General features: G+C 66.2%; 22 protein-coding genes and 1 tRNA gene. 13 read left to right on the top strand and 10 right to left on the bottom strand.

Going from position 1 to position 21,423, the window contains the following annotated elements:
- Nucleotides 1–21: 21 nt before the first annotated feature.
- The 5 genes from AC1D2L_RS19725 to map all read right to left on the bottom strand — a co-directional run bounded on the left by AC1D2L_RS19725 (nt 22) and on the right by map (nt 5,086).
- Nucleotides 22–849, bottom strand: coding sequence for a transglutaminase family protein (locus AC1D2L_RS19725; protein ID WP_476847598.1), 828 nt, complete (start codon nt 847–849; stop codon nt 22–24).
- Nucleotides 850–931: 82 nt separating this feature from the next.
- Nucleotides 932–1,873, bottom strand: coding sequence for an alpha-E domain-containing protein (locus tag AC1D2L_RS19720; RefSeq protein ID WP_476847680.1), 942 nt, complete (start codon nt 1,871–1,873; stop codon nt 932–934).
- A gap of 91 nt (nt 1,874–1,964) precedes the next feature.
- Complete coding sequence (locus AC1D2L_RS19715; protein ID WP_476847597.1) at nt 1,965–3,380, bottom strand: circularly permuted type 2 ATP-grasp protein; 1,416 nt, start codon at nt 3,378–3,380, stop codon at nt 1,965–1,967.
- A gap of 120 nt (nt 3,381–3,500) precedes the next feature.
- Nucleotides 3,501–4,265, bottom strand: a complete 765-nt coding sequence (gene radC / locus AC1D2L_RS19710) for a RadC family protein (protein WP_476847596.1) — start codon at nt 4,263–4,265, stop codon at nt 3,501–3,503.
- A complete protein-coding gene (gene map, locus AC1D2L_RS19705; protein WP_476847595.1) occupies nt 4,262–5,086 on the bottom strand; it encodes a type I methionyl aminopeptidase in 825 nt (274 codons plus the stop codon). Before map ends, radC begins: the two co-directional genes overlap by 4 nt.
- A gap of 125 nt (nt 5,087–5,211) precedes the next feature.
- On the opposite strand from map, the gene AC1D2L_RS19700 reads away from it, so the two are divergent.
- The 5 genes from AC1D2L_RS19700 (at nt 5,212) to gpt (ending at nt 10,189) form a co-directional block, all read left to right on the top strand.
- On the top strand, nt 5,212–5,688 hold the full coding sequence (locus AC1D2L_RS19700) for a CinA family protein (protein WP_476847594.1): 477 nt from the start codon (nt 5,212–5,214) through the stop codon (nt 5,686–5,688).
- A 68-nt stretch (nt 5,689–5,756) separates the two neighbouring features.
- The gene (locus AC1D2L_RS19695) at nt 5,757–6,608 is read left to right on the top strand and encodes an FkbM family methyltransferase (RefSeq protein ID WP_476847593.1); all 852 of its coding nucleotides are present in this window, start codon (nt 5,757–5,759) and stop codon (nt 6,606–6,608) included.
- Between the two features lie 127 nt (nt 6,609–6,735).
- On the top strand, nt 6,736–7,497 hold the full coding sequence (locus AC1D2L_RS19690; protein ID WP_476847592.1) for a competence/damage-inducible protein A: 762 nt from the start codon (nt 6,736–6,738) through the stop codon (nt 7,495–7,497).
- Nucleotides 7,498–7,724: 227 nt separating this feature from the next.
- Nucleotides 7,725–9,548, top strand: a complete 1,824-nt coding sequence (locus AC1D2L_RS19685; protein WP_476847591.1) for a methyl-accepting chemotaxis protein — start codon at nt 7,725–7,727, stop codon at nt 9,546–9,548.
- Nucleotides 9,549–9,682: 134 nt separating this feature from the next.
- Nucleotides 9,683–10,189, top strand: coding sequence for a xanthine phosphoribosyltransferase (gene gpt / locus AC1D2L_RS19680; protein ID WP_476847590.1), 507 nt, complete (start codon nt 9,683–9,685; stop codon nt 10,187–10,189).
- A 6-nt stretch (nt 10,190–10,195) separates the two neighbouring features.
- On the opposite strand, the gene AC1D2L_RS19675 is transcribed toward gpt, so the two are convergent.
- Nucleotides 10,196–11,140 carry a DMT family transporter gene (locus AC1D2L_RS19675; RefSeq protein WP_476847589.1) on the bottom strand — a complete coding sequence of 315 codons (945 nt, stop codon included), beginning with the start codon at nt 11,138–11,140 and terminating at the stop codon, nt 10,196–10,198.
- A 316-nt stretch (nt 11,141–11,456) separates the two neighbouring features.
- On the opposite strand from AC1D2L_RS19675, the gene AC1D2L_RS19670 reads away from it, so the two are divergent.
- From AC1D2L_RS19670 to AC1D2L_RS19640, 7 genes are all read left to right on the top strand, one after another.
- Nucleotides 11,457–12,161 (top strand): glutathione S-transferase N-terminal domain-containing protein, encoded by a 705-nt coding sequence (locus AC1D2L_RS19670; RefSeq protein ID WP_476847588.1) that lies wholly within the window; start codon nt 11,457–11,459, stop codon nt 12,159–12,161.
- 165 nt (nt 12,162–12,326) lie between these two features.
- Nucleotides 12,327–13,907, top strand: a complete 1,581-nt coding sequence (locus tag AC1D2L_RS19665; protein ID WP_476847587.1) for an AMP-binding protein — start codon at nt 12,327–12,329, stop codon at nt 13,905–13,907.
- A 10-nt stretch (nt 13,908–13,917) separates the two neighbouring features.
- On the top strand, nt 13,918–14,598 hold the full coding sequence (locus AC1D2L_RS19660) for a DUF1190 domain-containing protein (RefSeq protein ID WP_476847586.1): 681 nt from the start codon (nt 13,918–13,920) through the stop codon (nt 14,596–14,598).
- 58 nt (nt 14,599–14,656) lie between these two features.
- Nucleotides 14,657–14,744: transfer RNA gene (locus tag AC1D2L_RS19655), tRNA-Leu, on the top strand.
- A 119-nt stretch (nt 14,745–14,863) separates the two neighbouring features.
- On the top strand, nt 14,864–16,336 hold the full coding sequence (locus AC1D2L_RS19650; RefSeq protein ID WP_476847585.1) for a S1C family serine protease: 1,473 nt from the start codon (nt 14,864–14,866) through the stop codon (nt 16,334–16,336).
- A gap of 109 nt (nt 16,337–16,445) precedes the next feature.
- Nucleotides 16,446–16,772 carry a hypothetical protein gene (locus AC1D2L_RS19645; RefSeq protein ID WP_476847584.1) on the top strand — a complete coding sequence of 109 codons (327 nt, stop codon included), beginning with the start codon at nt 16,446–16,448 and terminating at the stop codon, nt 16,770–16,772.
- Nucleotides 16,769–16,924, top strand: a complete 156-nt coding sequence (locus AC1D2L_RS19640) for a hypothetical protein (protein WP_476847583.1) — start codon at nt 16,769–16,771, stop codon at nt 16,922–16,924. Before AC1D2L_RS19645 ends, AC1D2L_RS19640 begins: the two co-directional genes overlap by 4 nt.
- A 10-nt stretch (nt 16,925–16,934) precedes the next feature.
- On the opposite strand, the gene AC1D2L_RS19635 is transcribed toward AC1D2L_RS19640, so the two are convergent.
- Together AC1D2L_RS19635 and AC1D2L_RS19630 are read right to left on the bottom strand one after the other, a co-directional pair.
- Nucleotides 16,935–17,609 (bottom strand): DUF2161 domain-containing phosphodiesterase, encoded by a 675-nt coding sequence (locus AC1D2L_RS19635; RefSeq protein WP_476847582.1) that lies wholly within the window; start codon nt 17,607–17,609, stop codon nt 16,935–16,937.
- 111 nt (nt 17,610–17,720) lie between these two features.
- Nucleotides 17,721–18,389, bottom strand: coding sequence for a DUF938 domain-containing protein (locus AC1D2L_RS19630; RefSeq protein WP_476847581.1), 669 nt, complete (start codon nt 18,387–18,389; stop codon nt 17,721–17,723).
- Between the two features lie 139 nt (nt 18,390–18,528).
- Between AC1D2L_RS19630 and AC1D2L_RS19625 the strand changes: the two genes are divergently transcribed.
- On the top strand, nt 18,529–19,791 hold the full coding sequence (locus tag AC1D2L_RS19625) for a hemolysin family protein (RefSeq protein ID WP_476847580.1): 1,263 nt from the start codon (nt 18,529–18,531) through the stop codon (nt 19,789–19,791).
- Between the two features lie 33 nt (nt 19,792–19,824).
- On the opposite strand, the gene AC1D2L_RS19620 is transcribed toward AC1D2L_RS19625, so the two are convergent.
- Together AC1D2L_RS19620 and AC1D2L_RS19615 are read right to left on the bottom strand one after the other, a co-directional pair.
- On the bottom strand, nt 19,825–20,139 hold the full coding sequence (locus AC1D2L_RS19620; protein WP_476847579.1) for a hypothetical protein: 315 nt from the start codon (nt 20,137–20,139) through the stop codon (nt 19,825–19,827).
- A gap of 91 nt (nt 20,140–20,230) precedes the next feature.
- A complete protein-coding gene (locus AC1D2L_RS19615; protein ID WP_476847578.1) occupies nt 20,231–21,412 on the bottom strand; it encodes an FAD-dependent monooxygenase in 1,182 nt (393 codons plus the stop codon).
- Nucleotides 21,413–21,423: the final 11 nt, after the last annotated feature.

Genomic DNA, 21,423 nt, shown 5'->3' with positions numbered 1-21,423 from the left:
CCGTACCCAAAAGTGGGCCGGCTACTGGTTGGTCTGGCGCTCGCCCGCGGCAACCGCGCTGACGCGGACGGCGAGATGCTCGTCGCTGCCGCCCTTGCGCGCGCCGCGCACGGGTGCCGCCTCATAATAGTCCAGCCCTGCCGCGATGCGGACATGGGTGTCGATCGGGCACAGGCCGTTGGCGCAGTCGAAGCCGATCCAGCCATACTCGTCCAGAAAAACCTCGGCCCAGGCGTGCGCACCGTTGTGGTGGGGCAACTGGTCGCTCTGCGCGACATAGCCTGAAACATAGCGGGCGGGATGGCCGAGCTGGCGGGCACAGGTCATGAAGACATGTGCGACGTCCTGGGCGATGCCGGCGCGGGCGGCAAAAGCCGCCGCCGCGCCGATGCCGGTACGGTCGGCTGTCTCCAGACAGGTCAAGTCCTCATGCAGCGTGTTCATCAGCGCATGAAGCGAGGAAAGCGGCGTTCCCGCGCCCGTTGTCACGTCGTGCGCGTAAGCGCGCATGGCATCGTCGGGCGTGGTCAGCAGGGTGTCGCGGCGAAAGACCTCGGGCGGAACGCGCTCGACGCCGCCATGCACGACGCCGGCGAGATCGTTGGTCTCTATCAGCCCGCTGACCTGGATGGCGATGTTGGGCACCGGGCCGTCGAGCGAGAAGGTATGGGTGATGTTGCCGTAGGGGTCCTGGCCGACGCGCATGCGTCCGTCGACCGTGGGCTCGATGCGCCACGACATGACGTGCTGGCCGTCATGGTCACGGGGCGTCAGCCGCAGGATCTGCGTGATGTGCCGGGCAGGCTCGGCATAGGCGTAGGCGATCGAGTGGGCGATCCGGATCCGCATGACGATCTCAGGCTTTCAGGCGCAGGGCGTATCGGCTGTGTTTAGCGGTCCGCCGGGCTCGAAGCGAGCCCGCAGGGCCGGTTCATTGCAGATACTGCTCGATGATCGTCCCGCCGAGCCGGTTGTTCTCGGTGATGAAGTCCGAGATGAACTCGTGCAGGCCATGCTGGAAGACATCGTCGATGCGCGTGTTCGAGAGGTTGGCGAGCGTCCTGCGGGCCTGTCGCTGCGCGGGGCCCTGTCGGCCATAAGCGTCGCCGAGCAGATCGAGAAAGCGCGATATGTTCTCGTAGCAGGCGGCCAGCGAGCGCGGCATGCGGCGGTTCAGGATCAGCAAGTCCGCGATCAGCAGGGGCTTCACGGCCTCGCGATAGACCCAGTGATACGCTGTCAGCGCCGAGACCTCGCGCAACACGGTGGTCCACTGGAAGTAGTCGAGCGAGCCGCCGACCTGCTCGTTGGCCGGCAGGAGCACATGGTACTTCACGTCCAGGATGCGGGCCGTGTTGTCGGCGCGCTCGATGTAGACACCGAGCCGCGAGAACCAGTAGCCGTCGTCGCGCAGCATGGTGCGGTAGGCCGAGCCGTCGAAGACCAGCGACACGTTCTTCACCCAGTCGAGAAAGCGAGCGAATTCCTCGCGATCCATGCGCTTCTTCTCGAAACGCTGCAATTCGAGCCAGGCGCCGTTCAGCGCATCCCACATCTCCGAGGTCAGCGCGGTGCGCACCGCGCGCGCATTCGAGCGGGCGAGCGCGAAGCAGTTGCGGATCGAGGAGGGGTTGTCCGGGTTGAAGCTCAGGAAATCGCAGACATTGCGCTCGTTCGCCTCGCCATAGGTCTTGGCGAAGGTCTCGTCGCAGCCGGCCGTGGAGACCGCGCTCTGCCATTCGGTACCGGCGCCGCCATAGGAGGAGGGCAGGTTGGTCAGCCGCATCGTCGCGTCGAGGATGCGGGCGAGGTACTCGGCCCGCTCGACATAGCGGGAGACCCAGTAGAGGCTGTCGGCAGTGCGCGAGAGCATGGTCAGATCGGGCCTTTTCGCGACGAGGCGGGACGGGTCGGAGGCTGCTGGAGAGCCCTGAAGTTGGGTGGAACCGGAACTGCCTGAGAGATCACGCATCCAGCACCCAGGTGTCCTTGGTGCCGCCGCCCTGGCTGGAGTTCACCACAAGCGAGCCTTCCTTGAGGGCGACGCGGGTGAGACCGCCCGGCACGCAGGAAATGCCGTTCGCACCGCTCAGCACATAGGGGCGCAGATCGACATGGCGGGGCGCTACGCCCGAGGCCACGAAAGTCGGGCAGGTCGAGAGCGCCAGCGTCGGCTGCGCGATGAAGCCCTCGGGCTGGGCCTTGAGCTTGCGGCGGAAGGTCTCGATCTGCGCCTTGTTGGCATGGGGGCCCACTAGCATGCCGTAGCCGCCGGAGCCGTTGACCTCCTTGACGACGAGCTTCTCCAGGTTGTCGAGCACATAGGCGTTGTGCTCGGGCTCCCGGCAGCGCCAGGTCGGGACGTTCTTCAGGATCGGCTCCTCGCCGGTGAAGAATTTCACGATCTCCGGCATGTAGCTGTAGACAGCCTTGTCGTCGGCGACGCCGGTTCCCACGGCATTGGCGAGCGTGACGTTGCCGGCCTTGTAGGCGCCGATCAGCCCGGGCACGCCCAGGACCGAATCCCCGCGGAAGACGAGCGGGTCGATGAACTCGTCATCGATCCGGCGGTAGATCACGTCGACGCGCTTGGGACCCTGCGTCGTCCGCATGTAGACGATGTCGTCCTTGACCAGCAGGTCCGACCCCTCGACGAGTTCGACGCCCAGCTTGTCGGCCAGGAACGAGTGCTCGTAGAAGGCCGAATTGAACTGGCCGGGCGTCAGCAGGCAGATCGAGGGATCGCTGGGCGCGCTGCGCGGCGCGACCGAGCGCAAAGTCGCCAGCAACTGATCGGGGTAGTTGTCCACGGGTGCGACGCGATGCGTGGCGAACAGCTCGGGGAAGAGCCGCAGCATCACCTCGCGGTTCTCCATCATGTAGGAGACGCCAGACGGGGTGCGGGCATTGTCTTCCAGCACATAGAAGGTGTCGGCATCGACACGGACCACGTCGATGCCCGCGATATGGCAATAGATGCCGTGCGGCACCTGGAAATCGACCATCTCGAGCTGGTAGCAGGCGTTGCGATAGACGAGGTCGGGCGGGATGATGCCGGCCTTGAGGCATTCCTTGGGGCCGTAGACGTCCGCCAGGAACATGTTCAGCGCGGTGACGCGCTGGCGCAGGCCCTTCTCCAGCTTTGTCCATTCCGGCTTGGTCAGGACCCGGGGAATGATGTCGAAGGGAATCAGACGTTCCGTCGATTCCTCGTCGCCATAGACGGCGAAGGTGATGCCGATCCGGCGGAAGAAGAGCTCGGCCTGGCTGCGCCGCAACGCCAGCATCTCAGGCGGAGCCTCCTTCAGCCATCGATCGAGCTCGGCATAAGCCGGTCTCAGATCAGAGCCACCCCCCAGCATTTCATCGAACGCGACCATTGCAGGCGTTTTCCCCATTTCGGGTAGCCTATGCCTAATCGCGAGCGTTCGGAAAGGGGGCTCCTGCCACGCTCTTTGGCTAAGCTGCCTAATCGTTAGGCGACTGCCAAACGGACTAGTTCAGATCAATCCAAGCCCCTTGAGGCTTTTGTGCCCGTGCCGGCCGATCACGACGTGATCATGCACCGCGATGCCCAATGGTTTCGCGATATCAACGATTTGGCGAGTCATGCTCACATCGGCGTCCGAGGGAGTAGGGTCTCCCGAGGGATGATTGTGGACAAGGATCAGTGCCGAGGCCGAAAGTTCGAGCGCGCGGCGAACGACCTCGCGCGGATAGGCCGGGGTGTGGTCGACCGTGCCGGTCTGCTGCTTCTCCGCGGTTATCACGGCGTTCTTCTTGTCGAGGAACAGGATGTGGAACTCCTCGCGCTCGCCGAAGGCGATGGTCGTGCGGCAATAGTCCAGCACGGCGGACCATGACGACAGCACCTCGCGCTTGAGCACGGAGCCCCGGGTCATGCGCCGCAGCGAGGCCTCGACGATCTTCAGGTCGGTCGCGACGCTCTCGCCGACGCCCTTGATCTCCTTCAACAGGTGCAGGGGCGCGCCGAGGACCTCCGCAAAGGAGCCGAAGCGTTTGATCAGCGTCTTGGCGAGAGCTTTGGTGTCGCGTCTGGGAATCGAGCGGAACAGCAGCAGTTCGAGCAGTTCGTCATCGCGCAGTGCGATGTCGCCTGCCGCGAGAAAACGATGACGCAGACGCTCGCGGTGGCCGAGAAAATGCGGAGGCGGCACCGCGAGCGCAGGATCGCCGTCATCGGAGGCGGCGACGGGTTCGGCTGGCGCGACAAGGAAATCTCCCTGGTCGCGCCCCCTGCTCATCGTGCGGCGAGCGGATTGTCCCGCCCGGCAGGCGAGAGCGTGAAGATCTCGCAGCCGGTGTCGGTGACGCCGACGGTGTGCTCGAACTGCGCCGAGAGCGAACGGTCTCGCGTCACGGCGGTCCAGCCGTCGGAGAGCACCTTCACGCCGGGCTTGCCGAGATTGATCATCGGCTCGATTGTGAACAGCATGCCGGGCTTCAGCTCGGGGCCTTCGCCGGGGCTGCCATAGTGCAGGATATTGGGCGCGTCGTGGAAGACCTGGCCCAGGCCATGGCCGCAGAAGTCGCGAACCACGGAGCAGCGCTCGCCCTCGGCATAGCGCTGGATGGCGAAGCCGATATCGCCCGTGGTCGCGCCGGGCCGCACGGCCTTGATGCCGCGCAGCAGGCATTCATAGGTGATCTCGATGAGGCGCTCGGCCTTGCGGGGGATCTCGCCGACGCCATACATCCGGCTGGAATCGCCATGCCAGCTGTCGACGATCAGCGTGTAGTCGATGTTGATGATGTCGCCCTCACGCAAGGGCTTGTCGTCCGGGATGCCGTGGCAGACGACATGATTGATCGAGATGCAGGTCGACTTGGTATAGCCGCGATAGTTCAGCGTCGCCGGATAGGCGCCGTTGTCCATCGCGAACTGGAAGGCGAGGTCATCGAGGCGCTGCGTTGTGACGCCGGGCTTGACGTAGTCGCCCAGCATGTCGAGACCCTCGGCCACCAGGCGGCCGGCCTTGCGCATGGCGGCGAAAGCCTCGGCGCCGTGCAGCTTGATGACCGGCTCGCGCGTGCGCGCCCGTCCCAGCGTTTCGTCGATTGTCATGGTGGTGCAGCCGCTCCTCGTAAGGTTCATATCTATTGCGTTTGTCGTATGGTGCAAGCCGAATGCGGCCGGCTCATGCCCGTGACCGCCCTTTTTGACCGGAAATCAGGAAGATTCGAACCGCCATGCAGGGATTGTTGGTGCCAGCGGGACTTCTGGGGGAACGCCTGCGGGCACGTGGCGAAACCGTCGCCATCGCTGAATCCTCGGGAGGAGGATTGATCTCGGCGTCGCTGCTGGCGCAGCCGGGCGCCTCCGCCTTCTTCCTGGGCGGCGCGGTTGTCTACACCGCGCAGGCACGCGAGGCGCTGCTCGGCATCACGGCCGACGACATGGCCGGGCTGCGTGGTGCGAGCGAGCCCTATGCCCTGCTGCTGGCGCGGCGGCTGCGGGAACGCTTCGGTGCGAGCTGGGGACTGGCGGAGACGGGCGCCGCCGGTCCTTCGGGAAATCGGTATGGCGATGCGGCCGGGCATTCGTGCTTCGCGATATCGGGACCGGTCGAGCTGACGAAAACGATCGAGACAGGATCGGTCGACAGGCAGGAGAATATGCGCATCTTTGCAGCAACCGCGATGGCGCTGCTGACGTCCGCGCTCTAGACCCGCGACGCAGTTCGCGAGCTTGGCGACTGGCGTTGCGAGCTCATGGCGTGTATCAGGCTGGCGAAATGGCCATCACTGAACAGAACCCGGCGGAAGACAGGCCCTTTGGCGCCTTTGCCCCGCAAAGCTCGCTCGCCAGGATCATCGCCTGGACACGCGGCGCCCCCGACAGCTTTTTCGGGCGCAAGATCGCCTATGCCCTGCGCCGGCTCGGCCTGCGCTCGCTGAAGGGCAAGCCGGTCGATATCGAATCGCTCGGGGCGAGGATGCGGCTCTATCCCGACGGCAATGTCTGCGAGAAGCGGGTGCTGTTCACGCCGCAATATTTCGATCCGGTGGAACGCGACCTGCTCGCCGCGCATCTGCGCGAGGGCTTCCGCTTCATCGATATCGGCGCGAATATCGGTGCCTACTCGCTGTTCGTCGCGGCGAAGGCCGGGCCGAGTGCGCGCATCCTGGCCGTCGAGCCCCAGCCGGAGGTGTTCGCGCGGCTGGCCTTCAATATTGCCCAGAACCCGTTCGGCACGGTCAAGGCGATCGCCTGTGCACTGGCCGACAAGCCTGGCGAACTCACCCTGTTCCTCGATCCCGCCAATCGCGGCGAATCGAGCGTGCGGATCCTGCGCTCCAGCACCGGCAGCACTGTCAGGGTGCCGGCAACGACGCTGCTCGCGCTCGTCCAGAGCGAGGGTTATGAGCGGCTCGATGCGATCAAGCTCGATGTCGAGGGAGCGGAGGACCTGATCCTCGAGCCCTTCCTGCGCGATGCGCCCGAGGCGTTGTGGCCCAGCCTGATCGTGATCGAGGATTCGCGCGAGCGCTGGCAGATCGATCTGCTCGATCTCCTGCGCAAGAGTGGCTACACGCTGCTGGCGCAGACTCGGCTGAACCTGGTGTTCGAGCGCAAGCAGGCCTGAGGCCGGCCGCCGCATAGCGGCTGCGTTCGTCGCGCTGCTTGAGCACGCCGTCGCGACGCCTTAGCTGTTGGTCTGCGCTAGCGGACGATCGCAATCCTTGCCGTGCGTGGCGCGCGAGGACCTGATCATGACCAGCAGTGAAGCGCTCTCCCAACCGCCGGTCACGGCTGCGATCCTGGTGATCGGCGACGAGATCCTCTCTGGACGGACCAAGGACAAGAATATCGGCTACATCGCCGAATACTTGACCAATATCGGCATCGACCTGCGTGAGGTCCGCGTCGTACCCGACGTGACCGAGGAGATCGTCTCGGCGCTGAACGCATTGCGCGCGCGCTATACCTACATCTTCACCACGGGCGGCATCGGCCCGACGCATGACGACATCACCGCCGATGCGGTCGCCGCTGCATTCGGCGTGACGATCGACCATGACCAGCGCGCCGTGGACATGCTGCTCGAACGTTTCCCGCCGGACCAACTCAACGAAGCCCGCATGCGCATGGCCCGGATCCCCGCCGGCGCCGACCTGATCGCGAACTCTGTCTCGAAGGCTCCCGGCTTCCGGATCGGCAATGTCCACGTCATGGCCGGCGTGCCGTCGATCATGCAGGCCATGCTCGATGTCGTGGCGCCCACGCTGAAGACGGGAGTCAGGATGCTCTCGCAGACCGTGCAGGCCGGGTTGCGCGAAGGCGACATCGGTACGGCACTCGGCGAGGTCGCGAAAGCGCATCCCGATGTCTCGATCGGCTCCTACCCGTTCTATTCGGATGCGGGCCCCGACACCAACGTCGTCGTACGCTCGCGCGATCCGGACAAACTGGAGGTTGCGTTCGCTGACGTGACGTCAATGCTCAAGCGCGAGCGAGCGCGGCTGATATCCTGAAAATTTCGGCACGATGACGCTTGGTAAGGCGGTTACTCGCAAATATATTGCAATTTGCATAGGCTTGATGGTCTAGTCCGACGGATTCCGTTAACTTATATAGGTGACTATTTAGCAACCCAAGGTTGCGCCCGATCGTGCTGCCTGGCGGGTGCTGCCGCCGGATCTCGGCGGCGGCTTTCCAGCAGACCGTCCGGTCCGCGGAAGGGATACCGAGGGGGAGCCATATGTCGCGTCTGTCGAACCTATTTTCGAAGTCCCATGTCGAGGGCCAGTTCGAGGCCCTCAGCCGATCGCAGGCGGTGATCGAGTTTGACCTGGACGGCAACGTGCTGACCGCCAACGAGAATTTCCTGATGACGCTCGGCTACACGCTGGCGGAGATCAAAGGCCAGCACCACAGCATGTTCGTTTCGCCGGAGGAGCGTGGCGCGCCGGCCTACAAGCAGTTCTGGGCCGACCTCGGCCGCGGCGAATTCTCGCGCGGTCAGTTCCTGCGCGTCGGCAAGGGCGGCAAGGAGGTCTGGATCCAGGCTAGCTACAACCCGGTCCTGGGCCGCGGCGGCAAGCCTCTCGGCGTAATCAAGCTCGCCACGGACATCACCGAGCTGAAGAACCATCTGGCCGATCTCGAAGGCCAGCAGCAGGCGATCAACAAGGCGCAGGCCGTGATCGAGTTCGACCTGACCGGCAAGGTTCTGACCGCGAACGAGAATTTCCTGGCGGTTCTCGGATATGCGCTGAGCGAGATCGTCGGGCGCCACCACAGCATGTTTGTCGATTCCGCCGAACGCGAAAGCGCGGCCTACAGGCAGTTCTGGGAACGGCTCGCACGCGGCGAATACGATGCCGCGCAGTATCGCCGCATCGGCAAGGGCGGCAAGGAGGTCTGGATCCAGGCCAGCTACAATCCGATCCTCGATGCGAAGGGCAAGCCCTACAAGGTCGTGAAGTTCGCGACGGACATCACGGCAAGCTTCAAGGGCCAGCAACTCGAGGCCGCGGTGCGCGAAACCCGCGACGTGATCGCCAAGGCGAAGAACCGCGACCTGACCGGACGGATCTCGCTGGACGGCAAGACGGGCGAGATCGCCGAGCTCTGCGCCGGCGTCAACGACCTCATCGACACCATGGCAGCGGTGGTCGGTTCCGTGCGCGAGATCTCCGAGCGCATCGACAGCGCCTCGCTGAAGATCTCGTCCGACAGCGCGCAACTGGCCGAGCGCACTGAATCCAATGCCGCAAGCCTGCAGCAGACGGCTGCGACGACTGAAGAGCTGGCCGCGTCCGTCAAGCACAGCGCCGGCAATTCGCGCGCCGCAGTCGAACTCGGTCACGAGGCAAGCAAGGTCGCTGCGCGCGGCGGCGAGATCGTCACCGAGGCGGTCGGCGCCATGGGGCGCATCGAGAAGGCCTCTGCCAGCATTTCCGAGATCATCGCGATGATCGACGAGATCGCCTTCCAGACCAACCTTCTTGCGCTCAATGCGGCCGTCGAGGCCGCCCGCGCCGGCGATGCCGGGCGTGGCTTTGCCGTGGTCGCCTCGGAAGTTCGGGCACTGGCCAAGCGCTGCAGCGAATCCGCCAATGGCGTGAAATCGCTGATCGCGAACTCGACGCAGCAGATCCAGAGCGGCGTCCAGTTGGTCCAGGATGCGGGTACGACCTTGCGCGAGATCGTATCGGCTGCCTCGAAGGTCGCCTCGACCGTCAGCGAGATCTCGGAGGCGACGACCGAGCAGGCCAACGGCATCGACGAGATGGCCCGCACTGTGGCGCATATGGATGAAATGACCCAGCAGAACGCCTTGCTGGCCGACCAGAGCGCGAAGGTTGCCAATGACCTCCGGCGCGACACCGAGGAGCTGAGCGAGATGGTCGCAGCCTTCACGCTGCAGGCGGGCGCGACCTTCGCAGCCAAGGTTCCTGCGGAGGTCCGGCCAGCGGTGCCTGCGCTCAAGCGCGCCGCTGCGCCGGTGCCGATGTCACGCTCGCGCCCGCGCCTGGCCGCTGGCGCTGGCAATACCGCCGAGGCCTGGGCCGAGTTCTGAGCCATCGATCCGGGGCGTCGTCGCAGCCTTTTTTGGGCTTGCGGGCGCCCCGGCTCTTGTCATGGCGGCGGGGATAGGGTTTCGGAAGGGCTCGGGCGCGGGGTGCGCCCCATCCTTAGCGCCGGAGTCCCGCAATGGCTGAGCCCTCCTCGAACAAGGCCTTCCCCGTATCCTGGGACCAGTTCCATCGCGATGCGCGTGCACTGGCTTGGCGGCTGGCGGAGAAAGGACCCTTCGAGGCCATGGTCTGCATCACGCGCGGCGGGCTCGTGCCGGCCGCGATCATCTGCCGCGAGCTGGGCCTGCGCCTGATCGAGACCGTCTGCGTCGCGAGCTACCACGACTACAAGAACCAGTCCGAGCTGAAGGTGCTGAAGGACATCGCGCCCTCGATCAGGGCAGTCGGAGATGGCCTCGGCAAGGGTGTGCTCGTCGTCGACGATCTCACCGATACCGGCAAGACCGCGCGCGTGGTGCGCGAGATGCTGCCGAATGCGCATTTCGCCACCGTCTATGCCAAGCCCGCCGGCGTCCCGACCGTGGATACCTTCGTCACCGAGGTCAGCCAGGACACCTGGATCTATTTCCCCTGGGATATGGCGCTGACCTATGTCGAGCCGATCAAGGACAAGAAGGGCTGAGGCGCCTCACAGGTCGCTGCGGGCGAGCAAGGCGATCGTCATGCCGGTGATCACCAGGCCCATGCCGGCGATCTCCAGCCCGGTCGGGAATTCGCCGAGCAGAAATGCGGCGGCGAGCACGGTGATCGCAGGATTGAGCGGCAGGAAAAGGGTCGCGCGCCCGGCTCCCAGCAGCGCGACCGTCTGGGTGTAGAGGAACAGCGCGCCGACACCGACCAGCGCGCCCTGATAGACGGCCTGCAGGGCTATCGCCGGCCAGGGCACGGAGCCGAGGTTCATCGGCATGCTCAGCATGAAGACCGGCAGGACCAGGAGCGAGAGCAGGCAGGTCGCAATGGTGACGTCGATGGCATCCGCGCGCCAGCGCCGCGCCAGGAGCCCGAACACCGTCCACATCAGCGCGTTGAGCATGAAGAGTAGGTCGCCGATCCAGACCTGACCGCCAAGTCCGGCGCCGTCGAAACCCTGCCAGGAGAACGCACCGATGCCCAGCAGCACGATGGCCAGGCCTGCGATCCGCATCGCGCCGGGGCGTTCGCCGGCAAGGGCATAGGCGAGGCCGGCCGTGAGCACCGGGATCAACCCAGGCGTGATCGCCGAGGCATGCAGCGCGGGCGCAAAGGCGGCTCCGCCGATCAGCACGAGCGCGTAGGGCGCGCCGGCGAGCAGCGTCAGGATGAGAGCCCGCCGCCAGCCGAGCCGGCCGACAGGGAAGGGGCGCATCCGCTTCAGAGCGATCGGCAGCAGGAGCAGCGCCGCGACGCAGAAGCGCAATGTCGTCACATCGGCGGCGGTGAGCCCGTCGGCGACCGACTGGCGCGAGACGACCGCCTGGACACCCCAAATAAGGCTCGTGGCAAATCCGCAGGCGATCCCTGCCAGAAGGCGGCGCCGCGAGGCTTGCGCGGCGGCGTCGTCTGCCGGGGAAATAGGTGATGGCGCTTGGGGCACGGGACAGCTTTCGGCAGGGTGCGAGCGCGTGCGCCAGTGTGGAATACGCTATGCCGGAGCCTGAGATGCACAGGCAAGAGAGGCGGGCGCGCCACGGGCTCCCGCGAAGGGCGCTCCCGCTTGGCTTTGAACCGCAGGAGCGCTCCATCGCCCTGGTATGACGCATTTTTCCATGCGAACCGGCGGCCACTTCGCATGGAAATGCTCTGTGCATGCCGGTCCTTGCAAGTCCGCAGGGTTGTTCCGCGCGCCGGAGGGCCTATCTGCCGTCGACCGCGCTGCCGCCGGCGGCGCAGCTGCATAGCGAGGTCTGCTTATGCCCGATCTTTCTGCTTTCCCGATCACGAAGCGCTGGCCGGCCCAGCATCCCGAGAGGATCCAGCTCTACTCCCTGCCGACGCCCAACGGCGTCAAGGTTTCGATCGCGCTCGAGGAGCTCGGGCTGGCCTATGAACCGCATTTCATCGATATCGGAAAAGACGAGACCTGGACGCCGGAATTCCTGTCGCTGAACCCCAATGGCAAGATCCCGGCGATCATCGACCCGGACGGCCCGGGCGGAAAGCCGCTGGCGCTCTTCGAATCCGGCGCGATCCTGGTCTACCTGGCCGAGAAGACCGGCAGGCTGATTCCGTCCGATCCCGCCCTGCGGTACGAGACCCTGCAATGGGTCTTCTTCCAGATGGCGGCGGTCGGCCCGATGTTCGGCCAGCTCGGCTTCTTCCATCGCTTCGCAGGCAAGGATTACGAGGACAAGCGCCCCCGCGACCGTTACGCGGCCGAGAGCAAGCGCCTGCTCGGCGTGCTGGAGACGAGGCTCGCCGGCCGTGACTGGATCATGGGAAGCGAATACGGCATCGCCGACATCGCCTCGCTCGGCTGGGTGCGCAATCTCGTGGGCTTCTACGATGCCGGCGAACTCGTGGACTATGCGAGCCTGAAGCACGTTCCGGCCTGGCTGGAGCGCGGCCTCGCGCGGCCCGCCGTCCAGCGCGGCCTCGACAGCCCCAAGCGCGGCTGATCCCCGGGAGGGGCGGAGGGGCAGGACGTCCTGCCCCGCCGCTCCCGCTTCTTCCGCAGGGTCGGATGTTTGCAATCGTCGCGCTGTCGAAGTAGCGCTTCGCTCCCGCTCGAATCCTGCTCTAGGTTGGAGCAGGGGAAACGCCAACCGGGAGCCGAGCCAGATATGGCCGACACCGCCTTCGATGCTTCGACCTTCAATGCAGCCGGAGCGCGCATCTCGCTGTTTCGCGCCCTGATCCAGGCCAGCGCCCGGCATGGGAAGGCGCGCATCGCACTCGAGGATCCTGAGCGAAAGCCGCTCAGCTTCGGCAACCTGATCCTTGGCGCGCTCGCGCTGGGCCGCAAGCTTGCGGCCGAAACGGGGCCCGGCGAATATGTCGGGCTGCTGCTGCCCAATGTGCAGGGCATGGCGGTGACGCTGTTTGGGCTCACTGCCTTCGGGCGGGTGCCCGCCCTGTTGAACTTCACCGCGGGGGTCAAGAACCTCAAGGCTGCGGCGGAGCTTGCCGAGCTGAAGGTGATTGTGACTTCGCGCCGCTTCGTCGACCAGGCGAAGCTCGACGACGAGCTGGCCGCGCTCGGCGAGGGCAGGCGGGTCATCTATCTCGAGGACGTTCGCAAGCAGCTCACCAGCCTCGACAAGGCCGTCGCGGCTTTGCAGAGCCTGATGCCGGGGCTGGCGCACCGCCGCCATGAGGCCGGCCCGGACGAGCCGGCTGTGGTGCTCTTCACCTCCGGCACGGAGGGCAAGCCCAAGGGTGTCGTCCTGAGCCACGCCAATCTGGTCTCGAACGCCCGGCAGATCTTCGCGCTGGCGGCTGGCATCCTGTCGGAGCGGGACATCGTGATGAACCCGCTGCCGGCCTTCCATTCCTTCGGGCTCACGGCCGGGCTGCTGATGCCGCTGCTCCAGGGCATGAAGGCCGTGCTCTACCCGAGCCCGCTGCACTACAAGCAGGTCCCGAAACTGATCGGCGAAACCGGCGCGACCTTCCTGTTCGCCACCGATACGTTCCTGCAGGGTTACGCGCGTGCCGCCGACCCCGACGATCTCAAGAGCGTGCGCTACGTCGTGGCGGGGGCCGAGCGCGTCAAGCCTGAGACGCGGTCGATGTGGGACCCCTACGGCACGACGATCCTCGAGGGCTATGGTTGCACCGAATGCTCGCCGGTGCTCGCCTGCAACACGCCGCTCGCGACGCGGGAAGGCAGCGTCGGACGGCTGCTGCCGGGTATCGACGCGCAGCTCGACCCTGTCGAGGGCATCACCGACGGCGGCAAGCTGCGCGTGCGCGGCCCCAATGTGATGCTGGGCTATCTCAGCGCCGATCAGCCCGGCCGCATCGTCCCGCCCGAAGATGGCTGGCATGACACCGGCGATATCGTCGCGATCGATGACGGGTTCGTGGTCATCAAGGGCCGCGCCAAACGCTTCGCCAAGCTCGGCGGCGAAATGATCTCGCTGGCGGCCGTCGAATCGATGATCTCGGGCCTCTGGCCCGGTCAGAACCACGTCGTCGTGGCGCTGCCCGATGCGCGCAAGGGCGAGCAGCTCGTGCTCGTCACCGAGAAACCGGACGCCGACCGCAGCGCCTTGCAGGCTGCGGCCAAGCAGCAGGGCTTCCCGGAGCTCTGGGTGCCGCGGGCAATCCTCGTGGCCAGGGCTATCCCCGTGCTCGGCAACGGCAAGATCGACTATGGCGCCACGCGCGCACTGGCCGCATCGCACCGTTCGCTGCTGTGACGCCACAATCATGGCTATGGTGCAGCGCATGATAACCGTCTCCGCATCGGCCTTTGCAGCCATCCTGCGCGTCGCCACCCTGGCACCCGCCTTGTCCTTCGCCGGTCCTGCCGAGGTCGCGGCCCAGGGCGCGGGGCCGGTCTATGAGCGTCGGGACGAGTGCGTCGACGCAGCGGTATTGACGCCGGAGCAATGCGAGTTCGCCTATCGCAATGCCCGGGCCGAGTTCGAGCAGAAGGTGCCGCGCTACGCCTCGCGGGCACTGTGCGAGCGCAGCCACAAGCGCTGCGGCGCGCAACTGGTCTCGGCCGGTGGGTGGGACAGTTTCGGCAAGGGCGGGGCGACCTATGTGCCGCGCTTCTCCGGCGTGCGGATCACGGGCGCGGGCGCCAGCCTGCGGGCGTTGCCAGTGGTCGAGGGGCGCGGGCGCACGGCCTTTGCCGCCCGCCCGGTCACCGAACTCCAGGACAAGGTTTCCGGCCGTGCGGCCGTGATAGGGCTGGCCAGTGCGCGCGGTGGCGGACGCGGTCATGCCGCAGCCACGAGTTCGGCCCCTTATGTGAAGCGCGGCGACCGAGACGACACGGTGCGCGTGCCGATGGAGCAGAAGAGCATCGGCGCCGATGTCGCACCGGGCCTCTACGTCGATCCCGATGGCGTCGAATGGTACAAGCCCGCGCGACGTCACTGAACTCGCACCTCGCTTGCCGCTTGCACGCGGGCGCGCTGCCAGCTACCCCTGCCGGCAGGCGGACGTGGCGAAACTGGTAGACGCAAGAGACTTAAAATCTCTCGGCCCGAAAGGCTGTGCGGGTTCGATCCCCGCCGTCCGCACCAACCCACCCGCAACCATCATCCTCACGCGCTCTCCCCGTTAATATCGAAGCTCGGCGACCGTTGACAGGGCGGGGCGGCTGCCTAACGTGCAGCCTCGCGGGATCGAGGCTGGGGTGAGAATGCGTTTGCGTATGTGTGCCGCCGTTTTGGCGGCAGTTGTCTGGTCGGCTCCAGCGACCGCCCAGCAGCAAGACCCATATTTCCCTGCGGCACAGCGCGTCTTCTCATCGCTCGATGTCGATACGCGCCTGCTTTTCCAGCTATTCCTGACCAGCGCGGGGCATTGGCCGGCCGTCCCCAACGTCTCCTATTCGCGCCGGCTCTTTGCGGCGACGAAGGACTTCCAGCGCGAGCGCGGCCTGGCGCCGACAGGCATGCTCTCGGCAGCCGATTTCAGGCAACTGGTCGATTCGGGGTCGCCGGCACTGAAGGGCTGGGCCTTCCGCGGTTTTCCGCACCCGACGCGCGGCCGTCAGCTCTGGCTGCCGATGGGTCTCAACCTGTCGGCCGGACGGCTCGAGCGTGGGGTCGACATCCAGGAGCCGCAGAACCGCTTCCGGCTGAAGTTCCTCTACCATCCCGAGGCAAGCGTCCTGGAGACATACGAAGCGACGCTGCGGGAAATGGTCGGGAGCGGAGACTCGATCAACTACAGGGTCGCGAAGGGCGATTTCTTCGTCATCACAGGGAACCAGGGGCGCTACAACCGCTATGTCCGCTACCACGCGGATGGAGGCGGCTTGCTCGGGTTCGACATGTCATGGTCGACCGACGATGCGCCTGTCTACGGAAGCCGGCTCGTGACCATCATTTCCGGCTCGCTCTGGGCCTCGATGTCCGGCGCGCCGTTTCCCTCGGTGAAGCGAGGCCGCTACCCCTGGGAAAATCAGGCGCCGGAGGTGGCCAGTCTGCCTGCATCCCCGCCGCCTCCGCCGGCGACGCCTTCGGCCAGCGCCGAGCCTCCCAAGAGCAGCGGATCCAGCGGGTCCGGGTTCTTCGTCTCCAGGACCGGCCACATCCTGACGAACGCCCATGTCGTGGAGAATTGCGCGACGATCACCGTGCGCCCCGACGGCGCACTGGCTGTGCCCGCCCAGCTACTCGCCCGGGACGCGGCCAACGATCTCGCAGTGCTCAAGGTTGACGGGCCCGTCGAGAAGGTCCTGGCCCTTCGTGCCAGCGTCAGGCTCGGCGAGGGCGTGGCGGCATTCGGCTTCCCGCACAGCGAGATGCTTGCGACGACGGGCAATTTCACCCTCGGCAATGTCACCGCCCTGGCCGGGCTGAGGGATGACAGCCGCTATCTGCAAATCTCCGCTCCGGTCCAGTCGGGCAATTCGGGTGGACCGCTGCTGGACAATTCGGGGATTGTGGTTGGCATCGTCTCGGCCAAGCTGAATGCGGTCAGGGTCATGGCGGCCAGCGGAGACCTGCCGCAGAACGTGAACTTCGCCGTGAAGTCTTCGCTCGCGGCGAGCTTCCTCGAGGCAAATCGTGTCGCCTACGAGACCGGGGCATCGGTCGAGAAACTCGATCCGGCCGACCTTGCGGAAAAGGCAAAAGCGGCGAGCGTGTTCGTCCGATGCTCGTGACGGCATAGGCGCCAGGCGCTTCGACGGATGCCGCGCCGCCCGCATCGAGCGCGGCGCACGTCAGCTCCGGGCATCTTGTCTTGCCCTCGCGACGGCGGCAGAGTTCGACATGGACTGCTTCAGGGCACTGACCAGGACGCAGGAAACTGCCGTCCATCTCGGCCTTCTCGCTCTCCAGACGGCCGCGGCGACGTTCCTGTTCTGGAACGTCTTCCCGCTCTTCCGGCAGATGATGGCTGCGCTTGGCAGGGTGCAGGAGCTCGCTCCGGCCACGGAGGTCGCCATCATTGCCGGCGCCCTCGTGCTGCATTGCGCTTACTGGACGCGGTGTCGCTGGATCGCGGTCCGCCCGCCCTTCCACAGCGTCTTCTTCGGACATCTCGTGCAGTTGCTGGCCGGACCAGCTTCTTCTTCGGCAGCGCCCTGTTCTCTGTGATCTTCTTCCGGCACGTGCCGGAACTCGAGGCGTTTTCCTCCTTCGGGCAGGCGACCTTCAAGGGCTTCGGCGTGATCTGGGTGCTGTTTGCGCTGTTCTGCTACACGCTCGGGCTCGACCGGCTCGGCAAGGCGATCGAGGTGGGACACTAGGCCTGTGGCGTCAGGCTGCCGGGTCCGCCGCCTGATGCTGTGCCAGATATTCGGCTACGGCGCTATGTCCCGAGGCGGTCAGCGCATAGACGCCCCGATCCGCTCGCTCGAACCAGCCATAGACATTCCGGTGCAGGATCTTCTGGGCATCAGGGCAACTCGGCTTCAGGTCTCGTGGGCGCAGGGGCGTCGCGATCATGGCGGCAGCACAGGCCAGAGCCTGCTGACGATAGGCCGTCATGACGGGCTTGCCCCGTCCGCCGCCGATCGCTGGATCGCCACGGCGGCGCTTGTGCTCCTCGACCAGCCGCGAGCGCTTGCGCGGATCCTTTCGCGGGGTCGCAGCGGCCGGGGAGATCAGCACCTCGACGCCGCCCGTCCGGGTGACGCCGAGCAGGCCGAAGCCGAGACGCCGGCAGAGATTGCGGAAGCGCGGGTCGCTTTCGCGGCCCTTGCCACGGATGGAGAGCTGCGCGGCAAGCCAGATCTCGTCGCCGACGCTCATCCGGTCGACGCCCTGCAGGACCAGCTCGAGATTGAACGTCAGCTTCAGCTCGCAGATCACCACGACGGAGGGCTCGTCCTCCCGCAGCGCGAGGAGATCGCAGTTCCCGATCTCGCCCTTCACGGAGTAGCCTAAGCTTTCGAGGAAGCGCTTGACCGGCAGATAGAGTGACGTTTCCACAGGGTGCCTCGGGTCCGGGTTGGTACCGGACATATGGATCGAGAGTGGTTTCCGACCCGCAAACACGGGCGGGCGCGTGGGGACGCTGCGGCGGCTCGCCTTTCGACGAGCTCAGGCGCCTGCGGCAGACTGCTTCCTGAACACGACGCTCAGGTTGTTGGCCGGCATTTCGGTGATCTCCGGTGCGCCGAACCCCGCCGCGCTCGCAAGCTGCGCGACCTCGTCGAGATCGCGCAGGCCCCAATCGGGGTTGCGCTCTCGCAGGCTGGCATCGAAGGCGGCGTTGCCGGGTTCGAGCGCTCGGTTAGGTCTCCTATAGGGGCCGTAGAGATAGAGCGGCGCGCCCGCCTCGAGCATCTCGCCGGCGTGCGCAAACAGCCCCTCGGTCGCGGCCCAGGGCGCGATGTGAATCATGTTGATGCAGAGGATCGCATCGGCGGCCTGGACGGGCCAGCTCCCGGCCATGGCGTCGAGCAGCAGGGGCGGCCGGACGTTCCCCGCACCGGAAGCCAGGGTCCAGGCCGCAATGCTGGCCAGGGCCTCGGGCGAGGGATCGCTCGGCTGGAAGTCCAGATGCGGCAGCGCGCCGGCAAAATGGATCGCGTGTTCTCCGGACCCGCTGGCGATCTCCAGGATCAGGCCCCGGCCTGGCAGGACGTCGCGGAGCACGGCCAGGATCGCGTCGCGATTGCGCTGGGTCGCGGGCGCATACAGGCGCTGGTCCTCGGTTCCTGGCGCTAGCGAAGACGGAACCCAGGGCTTGGCTGTTGTCTCGGGCATGGCTGCTCTATCGTCCCGTACTGGAAATCTTCGGCGGCCCCATCGCCATGGGCCCGCGATACGCTATAAGGAGATTTGAAGCGGACCGCTGACGAGTGCGGTTATCGCATGGCGCGGGCTGGTTTTGTTAACCGAGATATTGATCGTCGTGGCCCTGACCGTGATCAACGGTCTGCTCGCCATGTCCGAACTTGCCGTCGTCTCCTCCCGTCCGGCCAGACTTAAAGTTCTCAGCGATCAGGGCAACCGGGGCGCGGCTACAGCCATCCGGCTGGCCGAGAATCCCGGACGCTTCCTGTCGACGGTCCAGATCGGCATCACGCTGGTCGGCGTGCTGTCGGGTGCGTTTTCCGGGGCGACGCTCGGCGCGCGGCTCTCGACCTGGCTCGGCACGCAGGGCCTGTCGCCGGCTGTGGCTGATGGCTTCGGCGTCGGCATCGTCGTCGTCGGCATCACCTATCTCTCGCTGATCATCGGCGAGCTCGTGCCCAAGCAGATCGCGCTGCGCGACCCCGAGCGCGTCGCGGCCAAGGTCGCGCCCGCGATGTCGCTGATCGCCAAGGTCGGCGCGCCGCTGGTCTTCCTGCTCGACATTTCGGGACGCGCCGTGCTGAGCCTGCTCGGCCAACGGGGCGAGACCGAGGAAAAGGTCACGGAAGAAGAGGTTCGCACCATCATCGCCGAGGCGGAGACCGCCGGCGTGCTGGAGCGCGACGAGCGCGAGATGATCTCGGGCGTGATGCGCCTGGCGGATCGTTCGGCGCGCGCCCTGATGACGCCGCGACGCGAGGTCGAGGTCATCGATCTCTCCGACAGTGCCGACGAGATCCGCGCTCAGCTGCGTGCGACGCGTCGCTCCCGCCTGCCGGTGCAGGATGGCGAGCCCGATGCGATCATCGGCGTCTGCGTCGTCAAGGACATGATCGATAGGCTCTCGGATGGCGAGACGCATGATCTGCGCGATCTCGTCGACCATGCTCCGGTGGTGATGGATACCGCCAATGCGTTGCGGATCCTGCGCGATATCCGTGCCTCCAAGGTGCATATGGCGCTGGTCTTCGACGAATACGGCCATTTCGAGGGCCTGATCACGCCTGGCGACGTGCTCGCCGCGATCATCGGCGCCTTCCAGGAGGAAGAGGAGAGCGAGCCGCCGATCGTCACGCGCGCGGACGGCTCCTATCTCGTCGCGGGCTGGATGCAGGTCGACGAGTTCTCGCACGAGCTTGGCATCCACATTCCCCGAGACGCCGATTTCCAGACCGTGGCCGGCTTCATCCTGGCCGAGATGAACCACCTGCCTAACGTCGGCGAATGCTTCGAGAAGGGGCATTGGCGCTTCGAGGTCGTCGACCTCGACGGCCGCCGGATCGACAAGGTGCTCGTCAGCCGGATCGAGTGATCGGCAGGCTGGCGATGGCAGCCCGAGGCTATATCAGCGGCGGGGCTGCTCGCCGGGCTCGATGATCCGGTATTCGGCGTCGATCACGTCGAGACGCTCGGCCTGATCGGTTTGCTGCTGGAAGGGGCGGGGCTGGCCAAAGCCCGCTGCCTTCATCCTGGCCTTCAGTCGCCACATCGCGATGGCGCCGGCAACCAGAACGACCGGGATCAGGATCAGCGCGAGGCTCGCCGCAAGCAGGAAGAGGGTCACGCCGACAATGAGGCTCGCCGCCATGGTGAGCCAGGCAGCCCAGCGCGGCATGGCACTGGTGCGGCCGCCAAGTCGGTGAAGGTTGACGCGGATCATGTCGCTTCCGTCCGGTGGTTCGGACACCACAGATAGGTAGCGATTGCGGCGAAGGCGAGGGGGCGTGCCGCGACGTCAGGCTGCGTTGGCTTCAATCGCCGTCGCGCCAGTCGTAGAGCCAGTCATAGCGTCGCCGCATTCCCCCGGGGCCCAGCCGACGCATGACGAGATCGCGCCCTAGGCTCAGCGGCCAGCCGAGATGATAGGCGCGGGCGTTGCTGCGGCTGGTTGCCTGTACACGCGCGACGCGGTCCGCCCGGGCTTGCGCATAGCGGGCAAAAGCCGTGGGCACGCCGGCAGTGCCGTTCTCCTGCAGATGCGTCGCGAGCAGGCGCGCCAGCACGCCGGCATCCTCGATGGCCATCGCCGCGCCCTGGGCCATGAAGGGCAGCACAGGGTGTGCGGCATCACCGAGCAGGGCGATGCGGCCGCGCGCCATGGCGGCCGGCGTGCGATCGAACAGCGACCAGACCTGCCATGAGCCGGCGGCGTCGGCCAATTGGCGCAAGGCCGGCGAGGCGCCGGAGAGGTGCTTTGCCAGGAGTTGGGGATCGCCGGCGCGGGTCCAGCCCTCGCGGGCTTCCGTGGCGGCCCGCATGATCACGAGGTTGGTCTCGCGCCCTCCCGCGACGGGGTAGTGAACAGCATGGCGGGCGCCACCGAGATGCAGCGACACCTCCGCGGGTTGCTCCGGGGTAGCGGGAAGCACCGTGCGCCAGGCCTCGAAACCGGTGAAGGCAGGCGGGGTCGTATCGCCGCTGAGCTCGCGCAGCTGGGACCAGAGGCCGTCGGCCCCGACGACCGCCAGGGCACGGACGTCTTCCGTATGGCCATTTTCGCTGGCGAGTGTTGCAGTGATGCTGTCGCCGTGCTGCGCGACGGCCTGGACGCTGCGGCCCAGCACCAGCCGGATATTGGGCAGTGTGCGTGCCGCATCGAGCAGCAGCATGTGCAGGTCAGAGCGCTTGAGTGCGCGAAACGGCGTACCGCCCTCGTCTATCCCCATCGGCATGGCAGCGATCTGCCGGCCGTCTCGCCAGCGCCGGACGACGAGGCCAGTGATGCTGACGCCGGCCCGCTTCAGCTGGAGGCGCAGGTCGAGGCCCTCGAGCACATGCCCGGCATTGGGTGAAATCTGGATGCCGGCGCCGCTTTCGCCGAAGCCGGTGCGCTTTTCGACCACCGTGACAGCGATGCCGCGCCTTGCCAGCGCCACAGCGGCTGTCAGGCCGCCGATGCCGGCGCCTGCGATCAGGACATGAGGTGCTGGCACTTCGGTTCAGT

Source organism: Allobosea sp. P1_B10 (assembly GCF_056406735.1).
Note: the sequence above shows the minus strand (reverse complement) of the source record. Positions and strands in the feature narration are given on the sequence as shown.

Bases quoted from the DNA above. Each gene is read 5' to 3' on its own strand.
- AC1D2L_RS19725 (WP_476847598.1), bottom strand. From the start codon at position 849: ATGCGGATCCGGATCGCCCACTCGATCGCCTACGCCTATGCCGAGCCT.
- AC1D2L_RS19720 (WP_476847680.1), bottom strand. From the start codon at position 1,873: ATGCTCTCGCGCACTGCCGACAGCCTCTACTGGGTCTCCCGCTATGTC.
- AC1D2L_RS19715 (WP_476847597.1), bottom strand. From the start codon at position 3,380: ATGGTCGCGTTCGATGAAATGCTGGGGGGTGGCTCTGATCTGAGACCG.
- radC (WP_476847596.1), bottom strand. From the start codon at position 4,265: ATGAGCAGGGGGCGCGACCAGGGAGATTTCCTTGTCGCGCCAGCCGAA.
- map (WP_476847595.1), bottom strand. From the start codon at position 5,086: ATGACAATCGACGAAACGCTGGGACGGGCGCGCACGCGCGAGCCGGTC.
- AC1D2L_RS19700 (WP_476847594.1), top strand. From the start codon at position 5,212: ATGCAGGGATTGTTGGTGCCAGCGGGACTTCTGGGGGAACGCCTGCGG.
- AC1D2L_RS19695 (WP_476847593.1), top strand. From the start codon at position 5,757: ATGGCCATCACTGAACAGAACCCGGCGGAAGACAGGCCCTTTGGCGCC.
- AC1D2L_RS19690 (WP_476847592.1), top strand. From the start codon at position 6,736: ATGACCAGCAGTGAAGCGCTCTCCCAACCGCCGGTCACGGCTGCGATC.
- AC1D2L_RS19685 (WP_476847591.1), top strand. From the start codon at position 7,725: ATGTCGCGTCTGTCGAACCTATTTTCGAAGTCCCATGTCGAGGGCCAG.
- gpt (WP_476847590.1), top strand. From the start codon at position 9,683: ATGGCTGAGCCCTCCTCGAACAAGGCCTTCCCCGTATCCTGGGACCAG.
- AC1D2L_RS19670 (WP_476847588.1), top strand. From the start codon at position 11,457: ATGCCCGATCTTTCTGCTTTCCCGATCACGAAGCGCTGGCCGGCCCAG.
- AC1D2L_RS19665 (WP_476847587.1), top strand. From the start codon at position 12,327: ATGGCCGACACCGCCTTCGATGCTTCGACCTTCAATGCAGCCGGAGCG.
- AC1D2L_RS19660 (WP_476847586.1), top strand. From the start codon at position 13,918: ATGGCTATGGTGCAGCGCATGATAACCGTCTCCGCATCGGCCTTTGCA.
- AC1D2L_RS19650 (WP_476847585.1), top strand. From the start codon at position 14,864: ATGCGTTTGCGTATGTGTGCCGCCGTTTTGGCGGCAGTTGTCTGGTCG.
- AC1D2L_RS19645 (WP_476847584.1), top strand. From the start codon at position 16,446: ATGGACTGCTTCAGGGCACTGACCAGGACGCAGGAAACTGCCGTCCAT.
- AC1D2L_RS19630 (WP_476847581.1), bottom strand. From the start codon at position 18,389: ATGCCCGAGACAACAGCCAAGCCCTGGGTTCCGTCTTCGCTAGCGCCA.
- AC1D2L_RS19620 (WP_476847579.1), bottom strand. From the start codon at position 20,139: ATGATCCGCGTCAACCTTCACCGACTTGGCGGCCGCACCAGTGCCATG.